At 62.3% G+C, this 16,432-nt stretch carries 11 protein-coding genes; 8 read left to right on the top strand and 3 right to left on the bottom strand.

Translation table 11 applies throughout. The annotated features are described in order from the left end of the window. The first annotated feature begins 123 nt into the window (after positions 1-123). Positions 124-1,200 (top strand): 3-dehydroquinate synthase, encoded by a 1,077-nt coding sequence (aroB, locus tag PAN31108_RS18820; RefSeq protein ID WP_150670338.1) that lies wholly within the window; start codon positions 124-126, stop codon positions 1,198-1,200. A gap of 16 nt (positions 1,201-1,216) precedes the next feature. Beyond that, positions 1,217-2,353 carry a deoxyguanosinetriphosphate triphosphohydrolase gene (locus tag PAN31108_RS18815; RefSeq protein WP_150670337.1) on the top strand — a complete coding sequence of 379 codons (1,137 nt, stop codon included), beginning with the start codon at positions 1,217-1,219 and terminating at the stop codon, positions 2,351-2,353. 127 nt (positions 2,354-2,480) lie between these two features. Here the strand turns inward: PAN31108_RS18815 and PAN31108_RS18810 are convergent, their stop codons facing one another. From PAN31108_RS18810 to PAN31108_RS18800, 3 genes are all read right to left on the bottom strand, one after another. After that, complete coding sequence (locus PAN31108_RS18810; protein WP_150670336.1) at positions 2,481-2,858, bottom strand: ElaB/YgaM/YqjD family protein; 378 nt, start codon at positions 2,856-2,858, stop codon at positions 2,481-2,483. Positions 2,859-3,152: 294 nt separating this feature from the next. Beyond that, a complete protein-coding gene (locus tag PAN31108_RS18805) occupies positions 3,153-3,902 on the bottom strand; it encodes an OmpW/AlkL family protein (protein ID WP_150670335.1) in 750 nt (249 codons plus the stop codon). Between the two features lie 281 nt (positions 3,903-4,183). Continuing rightward, on the bottom strand, positions 4,184-5,032 hold the full coding sequence (locus PAN31108_RS18800) for an OmpW/AlkL family protein (RefSeq protein ID WP_150670334.1): 849 nt from the start codon (positions 5,030-5,032) through the stop codon (positions 4,184-4,186). 197 nt (positions 5,033-5,229) lie between these two features. Between PAN31108_RS18800 and PAN31108_RS18795 the strand changes: the two genes are divergently transcribed. The 6 genes from PAN31108_RS18795 (at position 5,230) to PAN31108_RS18770 (ending at position 16,403) form a co-directional block, all read left to right on the top strand. Continuing rightward, positions 5,230-5,931, top strand: a complete 702-nt coding sequence (locus PAN31108_RS18795) for a transposase (RefSeq protein WP_150670333.1) — start codon at positions 5,230-5,232, stop codon at positions 5,929-5,931. Positions 5,932-6,323: 392 nt separating this feature from the next. Beyond that, positions 6,324-11,057, top strand: coding sequence for a glutamate synthase-related protein (locus PAN31108_RS18790; protein WP_370819694.1), 4,734 nt, complete (start codon positions 6,324-6,326; stop codon positions 11,055-11,057). A gap of 98 nt (positions 11,058-11,155) precedes the next feature. Beyond that, positions 11,156-12,622 carry a glutamate synthase subunit beta gene (locus PAN31108_RS18785; RefSeq protein WP_150670332.1) on the top strand — a complete coding sequence of 489 codons (1,467 nt, stop codon included), beginning with the start codon at positions 11,156-11,158 and terminating at the stop codon, positions 12,620-12,622. 494 nt (positions 12,623-13,116) lie between these two features. Further along, on the top strand, positions 13,117-14,436 hold the full coding sequence (locus PAN31108_RS18780) for an MFS transporter (RefSeq protein WP_150670331.1): 1,320 nt from the start codon (positions 13,117-13,119) through the stop codon (positions 14,434-14,436). A 210-nt stretch (positions 14,437-14,646) separates the two neighbouring features. Further along, on the top strand, positions 14,647-15,471 hold the full coding sequence (locus PAN31108_RS18775; RefSeq protein ID WP_150670330.1) for an NAD-dependent epimerase/dehydratase family protein: 825 nt from the start codon (positions 14,647-14,649) through the stop codon (positions 15,469-15,471). Beyond that, entirely contained in the window at positions 15,468-16,403 is a 936-nt protein-coding gene (locus PAN31108_RS18770) for an SMP-30/gluconolactonase/LRE family protein (RefSeq protein WP_150670329.1), read from the top strand. The genes PAN31108_RS18775 and PAN31108_RS18770 overlap by 4 nt, the downstream gene beginning before the upstream one ends. The last annotated feature ends 29 nt before the right edge of the window (positions 16,404-16,432 follow it).

Here is a 16,432-nt window from a genome sequence, read left to right as displayed (position 1 = left end):
GGGCGGTTCGGCGTTGCCGGAGCCTCCGTCACCCGGACGTGATAACGTTTCCCGCTGATATCGGACGACGTCGGCCGATATCGCTGAACACCACAACAAGCCAACAAGTGGCATGAAAGCGGCATGATTACCCTGAAACTGGACCTTGGCGAGCGCGCCTACCCCATTCACATCGGCACCGAACTGCTGAAGCAGGACGCGCTGTTTGCGCCGCACGTGCGTGGCACGCACGCGGTGATCGTCACGAATACGACGGTTGCGCCGCTCTATGCCGAACAGGTTGCGCAAACGTTGCAACGTCTTGGCAAACGTGTCGTTACCGCTGTGCTGCCCGACGGTGAGGCGCACAAGAACTGGCAGACGCTCAACCTGATCTTCGACGAACTGCTTGGTGCTCAGGCGGATCGCAAAGCCACGCTGATCGCACTGGGCGGCGGTGTGGTGGGCGATATGACCGGCTTTGCCGCCGCCTGCTACATGCGGGGCGTGCCGTTCGTTCAGGTGCCGACGACGCTGCTCTCGCAGGTCGATTCGTCCGTGGGCGGCAAGACGGGCATCAATCACCCGCTGGGCAAGAACATGATCGGCGCGTTTTGGCAGCCGAGCAGCGTGCTGATCGATATCGGCACGCTGTCCACGCTGCCCGATCGCGAATTGGCGGCCGGGATGGCGGAAGTCATCAAGCACGGCGCGATTGCCGACCCGCAGTATTTCGACTGGATCGAAGCGAATATCGACGCGCTGAATGGCCGCGATACGGCGGCGCTCACGTATGCCGTGCAGCGCTCCTGTGAGATCAAGGCGGCGGTCGTCGCCAGCGACGAGCGTGAACAGGGCCTGCGCGCCACGCTGAACTTCGGCCACACGTTCGGCCATGCCATCGAAGCCGGGCTCGGCTATGGCGAATGGCTGCATGGCGAGGCGGTGGGCTGCGGCATGGTGATGGCCGCCGATCTTTCGGCTCGTCTGGGGTTCATCGACGAGGCGATGGTGCCGCGCATCAAGGCGTTGGTCGCGGCAGCCAAGCTGCCGGTGGTCGGCCCGGACCTCGGCGAAGACCGCTACATCGATCTGATGCGTGTGGACAAGAAGGCCGAGGGCGGGGATATCCGCTTCGTGTTGCTTAACCGGCTGGGGCAGGCGTTCATGACGAGCGTGCCCGATGCCGAACTCCGCGCTACGCTGCGCGCCAACGTTTGAGGCTGGAGGGCTGGCGATGATCGATTACGAAGCGTCGCTTGCCCCTTACGCGGCGCGCTCCAACGCGTCGCGTGGACGCCGGTTCGCGGAAGCTGCCTCCTCGACGCGCACCGAATTTCAGCGTGACCGAGATCGCATCATTCACTCGACGGCTTTTCGGCGTCTCGAATACAAGACGCAGGTCTTCGTTAATCATGAAGGCGACCTGTTCCGCACGCGTCTGACACACAGTCTCGAAGTCGCACAGATCGGTCGCTCGATCGCGCGCAACCTCAGGGTGAACGAAGACCTCGTCGAAGCCGTGGCCCTGGCGCATGACCTCGGGCATACGCCTTTCGGTCACGCCGGGCAAGACGCGTTGAATGCCTGCATGCAGGACTACGGCGGGTTCGAGCACAACCTTCAGAGTCTGATCGTGGTCGACGAACTCGAAGAGCATTACGGCGGCTTCAACGGCCTGAACCTTTGTTTCGAGACGCGTGAGGGCATTCTCAAGCACTGTTCACGCGCGAACGCGCGTGGCCTTGGTGAACTGGGTGAGCGCTTTCTCAAAGGGCGTCAGCCCGGCATCGAAGCGCAGATCGCCAATCTGGCGGACGAAATCGCGTACAACAATCACGATATCGACGACGGTGTGCGCTCGGGTTTGCTGGTGCTCGAACAACTGGACGACGTGCCGCTCTGGAAACGTTACTGCACCGAGGCAAGGCAAGCGTGGCCCGATATCTCGGGCCGACGGCTGGTGCATGAAACGACGCGTCGCATCATCAATGCGCTGATCGTCGACCTGATTGCGACCACGCGTCAGCGCGTGGCGGATGCGTCGCCATTCTCCATGGACGACGTGCGCGCCGCCGGGCCGCTGGTGGCGTTCAGCCCGGAAATGCGTGAACAGGCGGGAAGCCTCAAGCGGTTCCTGTTCGATAATCTTTACCGCCACTATCTCGTGATGCGCATGGCCGCCAAGGCACAGCGCATCGTGCAGGAATTGTTCGATGCGTTCCTCGCAGACCCACGACTGCTACCGCCAAATTACCGTCCCGAGAATCCGGAAGACCAGCCTCGCTGGATCGCCCATTACGTTGCGGGCATGACGGATCGCTACGCAATCAAGGAGTACCGGAGGCTATTTGCCGTCGAGCCGACGCTCTGAGCAGCGTTGAGAGCGGGGTAGCGTCAACCCAAAAAGAAGCAGCCGGCAATTGCCGGCTGTTCTCCTTTATACCGTGACGAGGATGCGACGCGACTTGATGCGGTGTCGCGAATCGCTCCGTGACAAGTTAGCTGCGTCCCGCGATAAAGCCGAGGATCAGGGCGACCGCCGCGACGGTCCCTACGGTCTGCCACGGACGTTCGTGCACATAGCCGTCCGCTTCTTCCCAGACTTCGTTGGCACGGCGGCGCAGATTGGCGCGCGCGTCGCCAAACTCGCTGCGTGCCTGACGCAGCTTGTCGCCGATCTCGGCGCGCAACGCTTCGACGTCGGACGCCGATTTGGCGTTAGACAGCGCGTGATCCAGATCGTCGAGCAGATCTCGTACACGCGAAGACACATCGCCGCTCGCGAGCCGTGCTGCGCGCGCCGTACGCCGTCCGGCGAAACGTGCGTCTTCCAGGCTGCTATTGAGTGCCGTTTCCGCTTTCGAGGCAATTCCCATTTTCAGACTCCCAAGAGGTGGTATTGAAATGCGGCGTCCGGTGAATCCGCGTGGAGACCGACGCCGGTGGAACCCTGAGGCGAGCGGCCATTATGGCGCGACCCGCTTGCGTGCGTACACCTTGAGAGACAGTTTGCGAAAAAAGAAAGTTGCAGCCGATTGGCTGAAGATGGTGTCGGAATGCGCTGACTTGGCATCGACAGGCGGGACGACGAAGCACCGAAAACGCAAAAACGCCGCACGAGGCGGCGTTTTCGGTACAACTTGACGCGACTTTCGTCGAGTCGCAGCGACTTAGAAGCGGTAGCCCAGCGACAGGAACGTCACCACCGGGTTCAGCTTCACCTTGGCTTCGCTCGTCGTCGTGATCGGACCACGCGTCGTCGTCAGCTTGGCCGTCGTGCTCACCGGGATGTAAGACACGGAGAAAGCGAGCGTCCAATGCTTGTCGACGTTCCAGTTCAGACCGGCGTTGAACACCGGTGCCCAGGAGTTCGTCAGCGAGGCCGTCGTGTTTCCGCCCGGACCGCCGGTCAGTGCGTTGCTGGCGAGCGACTGGAAGCCCGGCGTCAGGTCGATGTTCGAGTAGAAGAAGTAACTCGCACCGATACCGACGAACGGACGCCACGTGTCGTTTGCCTGACCGAAGTAATACTTCAGCAACAGGGCGGGGCTCCACTGCTTGGCCGACGCCAGCGATCCACCACCCGGCAATGCCAGATTGCCCTTGCCGTAGAGACGGAACTTCGGCGGAATACCGAACACGCCTTCGACAGCGATGTTGTCGGTGAAGAAGTGCGTCAGCGTAAGGCCCAGCGTATCTGCGTCGTCGACATCCGCGCCCGTGTTGCCCAGTCGACTGTTCGCTAGCCCTTGCAGACCCGGAACGTTCGAACCGGTCACACGCAACGGATCGCTCGAAACCTGGGGCGAGAGATGGAACCAACCGAGGTTGATAACGTTATCCCCGGCTTGCTGTGCGAAGGCGGTCCCCGATGCCGTCAGCATAGCCGCGGCAGCAATCGTCAAATGCTTCAACTTCATCGATTCGTCTCCTGCTCAAGATTCTTTATTGTCGAGAATTTCGTTAAATGAAATTCAGGGCCATTATGCCGACCGAGCAAAGTGGCGGATAGCAAGAGTCTGGAGGTCACGCTCTAATGGTGTTGTATTCACGCATCGACCTATGGAATGCCCCTAGGAAAAAGCGCTGGACGAAAGAAAAACGCGCCTTTATATGTCAGGCACGCTTTAGGAATTCACTGCGGAGTCCGATATTCCTGGCCGCAACAAGCGGAACGCAATCGGCGTCCCGCCTGCTGGGTTTAGAACTTGTAGCCGAGCGATACGAACGTCACAATCGGATTTAGCTTGATTTCGGCGTCGGACGACGAGAGCACCGTGCCGTCCTGTGCCTTGATTTTGATGTTCGCGGTGGTTTTGAGCGGCAGGTAGGAGACCGATGCGCTTGCGACCCAATGCTTGTCGAATGCATAAGAAACGCCGGCATTGAAAACCGGTTGCCACGACGCCGACGATTTGGCTTCGACCGTCGTGGGGCCGTTATGTCCGGAAGTAAAAGCGAGCACACTGCCGAAATTCTGATTCAGCGCCGCTTCAAAATTCGGATTGAGATTGACGTTCGTAAAGAACGTATAACTTACGCCGACCCCAAGAAACGGACGCCATGTCGAATTGGCCTGTCCGAAGTAATACTGAAGTACGAGCGCCGGGCTCCACTGACGCACGCTTTGCACGATCGGGTTGTTTTGTGCCGCGCCGAGGTCGATACTCGTGAGCGCGCCGGCGAGTCCCGGCGGGGCGATCACGCCCTGACCGGTGAGCTTGAACTTGGCGGGAACGCCCGCCACCGTTTGCAGCGCGATGTTGTCGCTGAAGAAGTGCGTGATGACCAGGCCGAGCGTATCGGCATTGCTGACCTTCGCGCCGCTGCCGGGTGAAGTAAAGTTGGAGGGCACGAGGGCGGGGGTGAGCCCTTCCTGCGTGACGCGGGTGGTCATGGGTTTGCTGGAGTCCTGCGGGGCGATGTGAAACCAGCCGAGGTTGACGACGTTGTCGCCGGCCTGTTGTGCACTGGCGCTGGTGGACGCCAGGGAAATGCCGAGTCCGAGCGCGCGCAAGCACGCCGCGGACCGATAGGTCCGAGATGCCATTTGTCTTTCCTCCCAAGATTATTTATTTATTTTTCGATGCATTATGCGCTTGGGATTTCGCGGCGCAATCGTCGGATCTAGAACTTTTGTACGAATCAACGGGGTTTGGCTAGATATCAGTATTTAAAGAGATTTTTCATCGAAATCTCTCTCGCGAATCGTGATGTCGAGCGCTAAAGCATTACATTTGAATCAGCATGGCCCGATTACCGAGACTCTTTATTCCGCGTCAGCCGCAGCACGTGATTCTGCGCGGCAATAACCGACAGGCCATCTTCGTCGACGACGAAGACCGGCGCGTTTTCCACGATCGTCTGCGCGAGGCGGCGCGCGCCAATGGTCTGGCGATCCACGCCTGGTGCATGATGCCGAATCATCTGCATCTGGTGGCGACCCCCGCCGACGAGCGCAGTTTGCCAGCGACATTGCAAGCGGTCGGCCGCTATTACGTGCTCTATTTCAACCGGCGTCACCAACGCACCGGCACCTTATGGGAGGGCCGGTATCGCGCGACGGTGATCGAGGCGGAGCACTATTTGTTGCTCGCCAGTCGCTACGTCGAACTCAATCCCGTCCGTGCCGGTCTGGCCGATGCTCCGGGTAACTACCTGTGGTCCAGTTACAACCATCACGTCGGTCTGAGCGTCGACAGTCTCGTGACGGATCACGCGCTCTACTGGTCGCTCGGGAATACGCCATTCGAGCGTCAACGCGCTTACGCAGAGGGGTTCTCGATCCCGCTGCCGGCGCATGAGGTCGACGCATTGCGTACAGCGACGCAGAAGGGATGGCTGCTCGGCGGACCCGAGTATCAGGCGCGAATGTCGCTCGCGGCCAACCGCCGGGTGAGCCCGCTCACCCGGGGACGTCCTCGTAAATCACCGGCCAACGCCCTCTGACGCCGTTTTCCGGCAGGCCGGTTCCGGCCTGCCGAGCTTCCTCCCCTTACTCGACAACCTTTTGAAATCACTGATTTTTTCGTCAAATCTCCATCGCGAGAAATTAATCTGACCCCAATAAAAACAAGCCTTCTTTTGGTGCGGTTTTTAATTGGAATCCGACCCCATTAAATTCTTTTGTCATTGTGAATTTCATGGCGTATATTCCAACTTCGGCCGTTTGGTGCGATGCGGAAAACCGTGCGCGCTGAGTCGGCGCTCTGTGGCGACGCCCGAGAACCACCTTCGACGCGCGCGAAACCGCAGCCCTGGCCCGCCCGGCCAACCCCACTTAACCCGGTCGACCGCGACGAGCATGCGCGCGGCGGCCTCGCCAAGAGACGGTGTAACTCGTGGAAAAGAAACAGCAACCGATTGCGACGGCAGCAGCGCTGCCGGGTGAGGCGTACTTGGCGCCGGACGCACAGGGCATGTACGACCCGGCCAACGAACACGATGCCTGCGGCGTCGGCTTCGTGGCGCACATCAAGGGCGTGAAGAGTCACGCCATCGTCGAGCAGGGTCTGAAGATTCTCGAAAACCTCGATCACCGGGGCGCCGTCGGTGCCGACCCGCTGATGGGGGACGGCGCCGGTATCCTGCTCCAGATTCCCGACCAGTTCTATCGCGAAGAGATGGCCAAGCAGGGCGTGACCCTGCCGCCCGCCGGCGAATACGGCGTGGGCATGATCTTCCTGCCGAAGGAACATGCGTCGCGTCTGGCTTGCGAACAGGAACTCGAACGCACCGTGAAGGCGGAAGGCCAGGTCGTGCTGGGCTGGCGCGATGTCGCGATCGATCGCGACATGCCGATGTCGCCCAACGTGAAGGCCACCGAGCCGGTCATCCGCCAGATCTTCATCGGTCGCGGTCAGGACATCATGGTGACGGACGCCCTCGAGCGTAAGCTGTACGTCATCAGGAAGACGGCAAGCCACCGCATTCAGGCGCTCAAGCTCAAGCACGGCAAGGAATACTTCGTGCCGTCGATGTCGGCGCGCACGATCGTCTACAAGGGCCTGCTGCTGTGCGATCAGGTTGGCCGCTATTACCGCGATCTGGCCGACCCGCGCACGGTCTCGGCACTTGCGCTCGTTCACCAGCGTTTCTCGACGAACACGTTCCCCGCGTGGGAGCTGGCGCACCCGTACCGCATGGTCGCGCACAACGGTGAAATCAACACCGTGAAGGGCAACGTGAACTGGATCAACGCCCGCACCGGCGCGATCTCGTCGGCCGTGCTCGGCAACGATCTGCAAAAACTGTGGCCGCTGATCTATCCGGGCCAGTCGGACACGGCATCGTTCGACAACTGTCTCGAAATGCTCACGATGGCCGGCTACCCGCTCGCCCACGCCGTGATGATGATGATCCCGGAAGCCTGGGAACAGCACACGCTCATGGACGAGAACCGCCGCGCGTTCTACGAGTACCACGCCGCAATGATGGAGCCGTGGGACGGCCCCGCCGCCATCGCGTTCACCGACGGTCGTCAGATCGGCGCCACGCTCGATCGTAACGGCCTGCGTCCGGCACGCTTCGTCATCACCGACGACGACGTCGTCATTCTGGCCTCCGAGTCGGGCGTGCTGCCGATCCCCGAGTCGAAGATCGTCAAGAAGTGGCGCCTGCAACCGGGCAAGATGTTCCTGATCGACATGGATCAGGGCCGCATCATCGACGACAAGGAACTCAAGGACAACCTCGCGAACGCCAAGCCGTACAAGAGCTGGATCGATGCCGTGCGCATCAAGCTCGACGAGATCGAGCCGAAGGTCGAAGAAGCCGGCGTGCACCACGACACGGCCACGCCGCTGCTCGACTTGCAGCAGGCATTCGGCTACACGCAGGAAGAAGTGAAGGTGCTGATGACGCCGATGGCGATCAACGGCGAAGAGGCGGTGGGCTCGATGGGCAACGACAGCCCGCTCGCGGTCATGAGCAACAAGAACAAGACGCTCTATCACTACTTCCGCCAGCTGTTCGCGCAGGTGACGAACCCGCCGATCGACCCGATCCGCGAAAACATGGTGATGTCGCTGGTGTCGTTCATCGGCCCGAAGCCGAACCTGCTCGACACGAACAACATCAACCCGCCGATGCGCCTCGAAGTGTCGCAGCCGGTGCTGGACTTCAAGGAAATCTCGAAGATCCGCCACATCGACAAGTACACCGGCGGCAAATTCCGCTCGTACGAGTTGAACATCTGCTACCCGGTGGCCTGGGGCAAGGAAGGGATCGAAGCTCGCCTCGCGTCGCTGTGCGCCGAAGCCGTCGACGCGGTGAAGTCGGGCTACAACATCCTCATCGTTTCGGACCGTCTGACGAACCGCGAACAGGTCGCCATTCCGGCGCTGCTCGCCACGTCTGCCGTGCACCAGCATCTGGTTGCGCAAGGTCTGCGCACGAGCACGGGTCTGGTGGTGGAAACCGGTTCGGCACGTGAAGTGCACCACTTCGCATTGCTCGCGGGCTATGGCGCGGAAGCCGTTCACCCGTACCTGGCGATGGAAACGCTCGCGCAGATCGCGCGCAAGCAAGGCGGCGACCTGACGCCCGAGAAGGCGGTGAAGCACTTCGTGAAGGCCGTGGGCAAGGGCCTGCACAAGGTCATGTCGAAGATGGGCATCTCGACGTACATGTCGTACACGGGAGCGCAGATCTTCGAAGCGATCGGTTTGTCGCAGGAACTGATTCAGAAGTATTTCCAGGGCACGGCGTCGAACGTCGGCGGGATCGGCATCTTCGAGGTGGCCGAGGAAGCGGTGCGCCTGCATCGCGACGCCTTCGGCGACAACCCGGTGCTCTCGAACATGCTCGACGCCGGCGGCGAATACGCGTTCCGCATTCGTGGCGAAGACCACATGTGGACGCCGGACGCCATTGCGAAGCTCCAGCACTCGACCCGTTCGAATTCGTACCAGACGTACAAGGAGTACGCGAACCTCATCAACGACCAGAGCAAGCGCCACATGACGCTGCGCGGTCTGTTCGAGTTCCGCGTCGATCCGCAGCGTGCGATTCCGCTCGATCAGGTCGAGTCCGCCAAGGACATCGTGAAGCGCTTCGCCACGGGCGCCATGTCGCTCGGCTCGATCTCGACCGAAGCGCACGCCACGCTGGCCGTCGCCATGAACCGTATCGGCGGCAAGTCGAACACGGGGGAGGGTGGTGAGGATCCGCGTCGTTATCGCAACGAACTCAAGGGCATTCCGATCAAGAAGGGCGAATCGCTCGCCTCGATCGTGGGCCGCGACGTCATCGAGACCGACATCGAACTGCAAGACGGCGACTCGCTGCGCTCGAAGATCAAGCAGGTCGCGTCCGGCCGCTTCGGCGTAACGGCCGATTATCTGGTCTCCGCAGACCAGATCCAGATCAAGATGGCGCAGGGGGCAAAGCCGGGCGAAGGCGGTCAGTTGCCGGGTCACAAGGTGACGGAATACATCGGCAAGCTGCGTTACTCGGTGCCGGGCGTGGGCCTCATCTCGCCGCCGCCGCACCACGACATCTACTCGATCGAAGACCTGGCGCAGCTCATTCACGATCTGAAGAACGTGAATGCGTCGTCGTCGATCTCGGTGAAGCTCGTGTCGGAAGTCGGTGTGGGCACGGTGGCTGCCGGTGTCGCGAAAGCCAAGGCCGATCACGTGGTGATCGCCGGTCATGACGGCGGCACGGGGGCGTCGCCGCTCTCCTCGGTGAAGTACGCCGGCACGCCGTGGGAACTGGGCCTCGCGGAGACGCAGCAAACGCTGGTGCTCAACCGCCTGCGCGGTCGTATCCGCGTGCAGGCCGACGGTCAGATGAAGACCGGCCGCGACGTGGTGATCGGTGCACTGCTCGGCGCGGACGAATTCGGCTTCGCGACGGCGCCGCTCGTCGTCGAGGGCTGCATCATGATGCGTAAGTGCCATCTGAACACGTGCCCGGTCGGCGTAGCGACGCAAGATCCGGTGCTGCGCAAGAAATTCCAGGGCAAGCCGGAACACGTCGTCAATTACTTCTTCTTCGTGGCCGAGGAAGTGCGCGAGATCATGGCGCAACTGGGCATCGCGAAGTTCGACGATCTCATCGGCCGCGCCGATCTGCTCAACACCAAGGCCGGGGTGGAGCACTGGAAGGCGAAGGGGCTCGATTTCAGCCGCATCTTCCATCTGCCGGAAGTGGAAGCCGATGTGCCGCGTCTGCATGTCGAGACGCAGGACCACGGCCTGGCCGGTGCGCTCGATCACGCGCTGATCGAGAAGGCGCTGCCGGCGCTGGAAAAGGGGGAGCACGTCTCGTTCATCCAGCCGGTGCGCAACCGTAACCGTACGGTCGGCGCCATGCTCTCGGGCGAAGTGGCCAGGCGTTACGGTCACGACGGTCTGCCGCAAGACACCATCCACGTGCAGCTCAAGGGCACGGCGGGTCAGAGCTTCGGCGCGTTCCTCGCACGCGGCATCACGCTGGATCTGGTCGGCGACGGTAACGACTACGTTGGCAAGGGCCTGTCGGGCGGGCGCATCATCGTGCGTCCGACCAACGACTTCCGCGGCAACGCCGAAGACAACATCATCGTGGGCAACACCGTGATGATCGGCGCCATCGAGGGCGAAGCGTTCTTCAACGGCGTGGCCGGCGAGCGTTTCTGCGTGCGTAACTCGGGCGCGACGGCAGTGGTGGAAGGCACGGGCGACCACGGTTGCGAATACATGACGGGCGGTACGGTGGTCGTGCTGGGCGAGACCGGCCGTAACTTCGCTGCCGGTATGTCGGGCGGTGTGGCTTACGTGTACGACCTCGACGGCACGTTCGCCGCCAAGTGCAACACGGCGATGGTCGCGCTCGATCCGGTGCTGCCGCACGGCGAGCAGGAGCGTACGGTCAGCGAGGGCCTGTGGCACCGCGGCCAGACGGACGAGGCGCAACTGCGCGAGCTCATCGAGCGTCACTTCCAGTACACGGGCTCCACGCGCGCCAAGGCGCTGCTCGAAGACTGGGACGGCGCACGCCGCAAGTTCGTGAAGGTGTTCCCGAGCGAATACAAACGCGCGCTGGGCGACATGGCCAAGGCGGGCGACAAACAAGCACTGGCGGCCTGAGTCCGCTGGCGCGGCAACGCCACGCGGGGTGAGGGCCCCGCAGGCGTGCCGCGCGCGGGCGAGGCACGGTAACCACAAAACTTTCCGACTGAAGAAACATGGGCAAGGTCACAGGTTTTCTCGAATTCGAGCGCCAGAGCGAGTCGTACGAAGCACCGCTGGCACGCGTGAAGCACTACAAGGAGTTCGTGCTCGCGCTCTCCGACGATCAGGCAAAGGTGCAGGGCGCACGCTGCATGGATTGCGGCATTCCGTTCTGCAACAACGGTTGCCCGGTCAACAACATCATTCCCGACTTCAACGACCTGGTGTATCGCCAGGACTGGAAGTCGGCTATTTCGGTGCTGCACTCGACCAACAACTTCCCGGAATTCACGGGACGTATCTGCCCGGCGCCGTGTGAAGCGGCCTGCACGCTGAACATCAACAGCGACGCCGTGGGCATCAAGTCGATCGAGCACGCGATCATCGACAAGGCCTGGAGCGAAGGCTGGGTCGAGCCGCAACCAGCCAGGCACAAGACCGGCAAGACGGTCGCTGTCGTCGGTTCCGGCCCGGCGGGCATGGCTGTCGCGCAGCAACTCGCGCGCGCCGGCCACGACGTCACCGTGTTCGAGAAGAACGATCGCGTGGGCGGCCTGCTGCGTTACGGCATTCCCGACTTCAAGCTGGAGAAGTGGCTGATCGATCGCCGTATGCGCCAGATGGAAGCCGAAGGGGTGACGTTCCGTACCGGCGTCTATGTCGGCAAGGACGCCCCCGACGCGCACATCAACAACTTCTCCAAAGAGACGATTTCGCCGGAGCAGTTGCAGGCGCAGTTCGACGCCGTGGTCATCGCCGGTGGCGCGGAACAGCCGCGCGATCTGCCGGTGCCCGGCCGCGAACTCGACGGCATTCATTTCGCGATGGAATTCCTGCCGCAGCAGAATAAGGTCAACGCCGGCGACAAACTGGCAAACCAGTTGCTGGCGACCGGCAAAAACGTGATCGTGATCGGCGGTGGCGATACCGGTTCGGATTGCGTGGGCACGTCGAATCGTCATGGTGCCAAGGCCGTAACGCAGTTCGAACTGCTGCCGCAGCCGCCGGAGCAGGAGAACAAGCCGATGGTATGGCCTTACTGGCCGACCAAGCTGCGCACGTCGTCGAGCCACGAAGAGGGCTGCGAGCGCGACTGGTCTGTCGCGACCAAGCGCTTCGAAGGCAAGAACGGCAAGGTCGAAAAGCTGATCGCGGTGCGTCTCGAATGGAAGGACGGCAAGATGCAGGAAGTGCCGGGCTCGGAATTCGAACTCAAGGCCGATCTCGTGCTGCTGGCGATGGGTTTCGTCTCGCCGCTGCAAACGGTGCTCGACGCGTTTGGTGTGGACAAGGATGCGCGGGGCAACGTGCGTTCGTCGACCGAAGGCGAGCGCGCCTACACGACGAACCTGCCGAAGGTCTTCGCCGCCGGCGACGTGCGTCGCGGCCAGTCGCTGGTCGTGTGGGCGATTCGCGAAGGTCGTCAGTGCGCCCGTGCCGTGGACGAGTTCCTGATGGGGCACTCGGAACTGCCGCGCTAAAGCGAACCGGATCGCGTCGAGTCGCGAAGCGCGCCTTCGGGGGCGCGACGCGTCCGTCGGTTATGCCTGCCAAAACCACAAATACGGGGTGGTTGTGAGGTTGAGAGGAGGGGCGCGGAGGTAGGCATCTGCGTCACTGTGAAGAAGCCGTCCGGATGGTAACGTCCGGACGGTTTTTTCTTGCCCGTTCCTCTCGCAACGCCAACGGCCCTGCGCAACGGACGGCTGGCGAAATTCTATAGGTTGCTAAATATAAGACGTCAGACAACAAGGTGTGATTGTTGACCGTTTGCCCAGGGTGAAACTCTCCCAACATATGTAAACTTCAGTTACGACAAGGCTTTAGGTGATGATGCCACCAACCGTCCGAAAGACTAGGGATTATCCGTAAACTGTCGCATCGGGCATTGTCATCGTACATCGTCTCACGTAGGATGCCTCTCCAAGCGAGCCAAATCGCTTGCCATAAAAATATCCACGGAGAGACAACCATCATGGCACTGAAGATCAAAGGCCTGCGCTGGTGGATGATCGGACTGCTGACGCTCGGCACGGTCATGAACTACCTCGCGCGCAGCTCGCTTGCCGTTGCGGCCCCCACGGTGATGAAGGATCTCCACATCACGACCCAGCAGTACGGCTGGATCACGGGCGCTTTCCTCGTGCTTTACCCGATCGGCGCGCCCATCACGGGGTATCTGATGGACCGCATCGGCCTGCGCATGGGCTTTCTGATTTGCGGCGTGATGTGGTCGGTGGTGTGCATGTTGCACGGTCTGGCCGACGGCTGGGTCGGGCTGTTCGTGTTGCGCGGCCTGCTGGGGCTGGCAGAAGCGTCGTTCATCCCGGCGGGCATGCGTGCCGCTGCGTTCTGGTTCCCGACGAAGGAGCGTGCGCTCGCGGCCGGCATCTTCAACATCGGGACGTCGATCGGGGCGATTCTCGCGCCGCCGCTCATCGCGTGGTCGATTCTGCGTTACAACTGGGAGACGGCGTTTGTGATCGCCGGCGCGCTGGGACTTGTGTGGGGCGTGCTGTGGTTCATGTTCTACCGTCACCCGACCGACCACCCGGCGCTCACGGATGCCGAGTCGGCGTACATCAATGAAGGCCGCGTCGTCGACGCCGTTGCCGACGCCCGCAAGCCGAACCTCGTCTCGATCCTGCGCCAGCGCAACTTCTGGGGCATCGCGCTGCCGCGCTTCTTCGCGGATCCGGTGTGGGGCACGATCGTGTTCTGGATGCCGCTGTACCTCAATCAGGCGCGCGGCTTCGATCTGAAGACGATCGCGGCCACGGCCTGGCTGCCGTTCGTCGCCGCCGATATCGGCTGCCTCATGGGCGGCACCGTGTCCGTCTGGCTGAACAAGCATTTCAAGATCACCATCTTCAACGGCAAGCGTGTTGTGTTCACCATCGGCGCGCTCGTCATGACGGCGATGTGCGGCGTGGGCTTCGTCAAAGATCCGATGATGGCGATCTTCCTGTTGTGCCTCGGCGGTTTCGCGCACCAGACGTTGTCCGTTACCGTGATTTCGATGTCGGCCGATCTGTTCCCGCGCAACGAAGTGGCGACCGTCACCGGTCTTGCGGGGCTGTCCGCCGGTATCGGCAACCTGCTCTTCACGCTGGTGATCGGCACGTTCGTGACCGCCGTCGGCTACGCCCCGTTCTTCGTGGCGCTGGGGCTGGGCGATCTGGTCGGTGCGGTGATTCTGTGGACGCTGGTCAAGCCGCACATCACCGGAACGGCCACGCCGGCGCCGGTGCAAAAGAGCGCGGGAGTCGATGTAAGCCGCACGGCCAATGCCTAGTGCGCGAACCGCGACCGTCTGGTGCGATGATGCGAAACCGCGTTGTCGTCACCGCCGTCGTCGCCGCAGGATTTGACGTACGCCGCGCCGCACACTCCCCCCAGGGTGTGCAGCGCGGCGTCGGTGTTGTTGTAGCGATGATGCGCATGCCGCGCATGCGGCGTGCGTGCATCGCGATTTACCGATGAATCAGGAGCAATAAGGATCACTATGAGCCAGACTTCCGGCAAACCCTTCCGCCGTCTTCTGCTGACCGGCGCGGCGGGCAATCTCGGCAAACAACTGCGCGGCAAGCTCGCCGAATGGGCGGATATCGTGCGCGTGAGCGACATCGTTCCCATCACCGACACGGCGCCGCACGAGGAAGCCATGCAGGTCGACCTCGCCGATCGCGCGGCCGTCCATGCGCTGCTCGAAGGTGTGGACGCGCTGGTGCACCTCGGCGGGGTGTCCGTCGAAGCGCCGTTCGACGACATCATGCAAGCGAACATCCTCGGCCTGTACAACGTCTACAGTGCGGCGCAGAAGCAGGGCGTGAAGCGCATCGTCTACGCCAGCTCGAATCACGCCGTCGGCTTCCATCCGGTGACGGAAGTGCTCGACATCGACGCCCCGCATCGTCCCGACGGCATGTACGGCATCTCGAAGTGCTTCGGCGAGGACCTCTCGCGCTACTACTTCGACCGCTTCGGTCTCGAGACGGTGTGCCTGCGTATCGGTTCGTCGTTCGAGCAGCCGAAGAATCCGCGCATGATGGTGACGTACCTGAGCTATCGCGATTTCGTCGAACTCGTGCGTTGCTCGCTGTTCACGAACCGTGTCGGTCACGCGATCATCTACGGCGTGTCGAACAACCCGACACTGTGGGTCGACAACACCAAGGCCGCGTTCCTCGGCTTCCGTCCGCAAGACAGCTCCGCGGAGTTCGCCGGCCTGTTCCCGGCCAAAGCGCCGGACCCGCAAATGGACGACTGGACGCAACGTTTCCAGGGTGGCCCGTTCGTGCTGATGGGGCCGATGGAGCCCAAGGCATGAGTCTGTCGTCGATCGAGCGGCTCGAGCCGTCGCGCGAGACCCCCCATGCCGTTGGCGAGAGCCCGTTGTGGCGTGCCGACGAGCAGGCGCTCTACTGGGTCGATATCCCCGCGAAGCAACTGCATCGTGTGACGCCCGCCGACGGCGAGCATCGTCAGTGGACGTTCCCCGAACAGGTCGCCTGCTTCTCGTTCGACGCGTCCGGCACATTGCTCGCCGCGTGCGAGACCGGCCTGTTCGCCGTGCGGCTGGGCGCGCCGGGCCATGTGGCGGCGTCCGCGTGGGAGCGACTGGCCGCGCCGGCGTTCCCGGCGTCGGGCATGCGCTTCAACGATGGCCGCTGCGACCGGCAGGGGCGCTTCTGGGCGGGCACGATGGTCGCGGACATGTCGCTCGCGAGCGATGCGGGTTCGCTTTTCAGCTTCGACGAGAAGGGGCGCTTGTCCGCTCCGCTCGTCGACGGACTGGTGACGCAAAACGGTCTGGCCTTTTCGCCGGACAGCCGCACGATGTATCTGAGCGATTCGCATCCGACGGTGCGTCGCGTGTGGGCGTTCGATTTCGACGCGCACAGCGGGGCGATCAGCCACCGGCGTCTGTTCGTCGACATGAACCAGTATCCGGGACGCCCCGACGGGGCGGCCGTCGATGCCGACGGCTGTTACTGGACATGCGCCAACGACGGCGGTCGTCTGCTGCGATTCACGCCGGCGGGGGCGCTCGACCGCGAGGTCGTGCTGCCGGTCGCCAAGCCGTCGATGTGCGCGTTCGGCGGACGCGACTTCGATACGCTTTTCGTCACGTCCATTCGTCCGGGGGCGAATGCGAACGAACACGATGGTCACGTATTTGCCGTACGATGCGGCGTGCAAGGATTGCCGGAAGCGCCTTATGCAGGCGCGTTGCCTGAGCTGCCGGCAGCAGGTGTGTAGGCGGGGGTACGAAGGTTGCGACGCCGCAT

It is taken from the genome of Pandoraea anhela (assembly GCF_902459655.1).
Lineage (GTDB): Bacteria > Pseudomonadota > Gammaproteobacteria > Burkholderiales > Burkholderiaceae > Pandoraea > Pandoraea anhela.
Note: the sequence above shows the minus strand (reverse complement) of the source record. Positions and strands in the feature narration are given on the sequence as shown.

Bases quoted from the DNA above. Each gene is read 5' to 3' on its own strand.
- aroB (WP_150670338.1), top strand. From the start codon at position 124: ATGATTACCCTGAAACTGGACCTTGGCGAGCGCGCCTACCCCATTCAC.
- PAN31108_RS18815 (WP_150670337.1), top strand. From the start codon at position 1,217: ATGATCGATTACGAAGCGTCGCTTGCCCCTTACGCGGCGCGCTCCAAC.
- PAN31108_RS18810 (WP_150670336.1), bottom strand. From the start codon at position 2,858: ATGGGAATTGCCTCGAAAGCGGAAACGGCACTCAATAGCAGCCTGGAA.
- PAN31108_RS18805 (WP_150670335.1), bottom strand. From the start codon at position 3,902: ATGAAGTTGAAGCATTTGACGATTGCTGCCGCGGCTATGCTGACGGCA.
- PAN31108_RS18800 (WP_150670334.1), bottom strand. From the start codon at position 5,032: ATGGCATCTCGGACCTATCGGTCCGCGGCGTGCTTGCGCGCGCTCGGA.
- PAN31108_RS18795 (WP_150670333.1), top strand. From the start codon at position 5,230: ATGGCCCGATTACCGAGACTCTTTATTCCGCGTCAGCCGCAGCACGTG.
- PAN31108_RS18785 (WP_150670332.1), top strand. From the start codon at position 11,156: ATGGGCAAGGTCACAGGTTTTCTCGAATTCGAGCGCCAGAGCGAGTCG.
- PAN31108_RS18780 (WP_150670331.1), top strand. From the start codon at position 13,117: ATGGCACTGAAGATCAAAGGCCTGCGCTGGTGGATGATCGGACTGCTG.
- PAN31108_RS18775 (WP_150670330.1), top strand. From the start codon at position 14,647: ATGAGCCAGACTTCCGGCAAACCCTTCCGCCGTCTTCTGCTGACCGGC.
- PAN31108_RS18770 (WP_150670329.1), top strand. From the start codon at position 15,468: ATGAGTCTGTCGTCGATCGAGCGGCTCGAGCCGTCGCGCGAGACCCCC.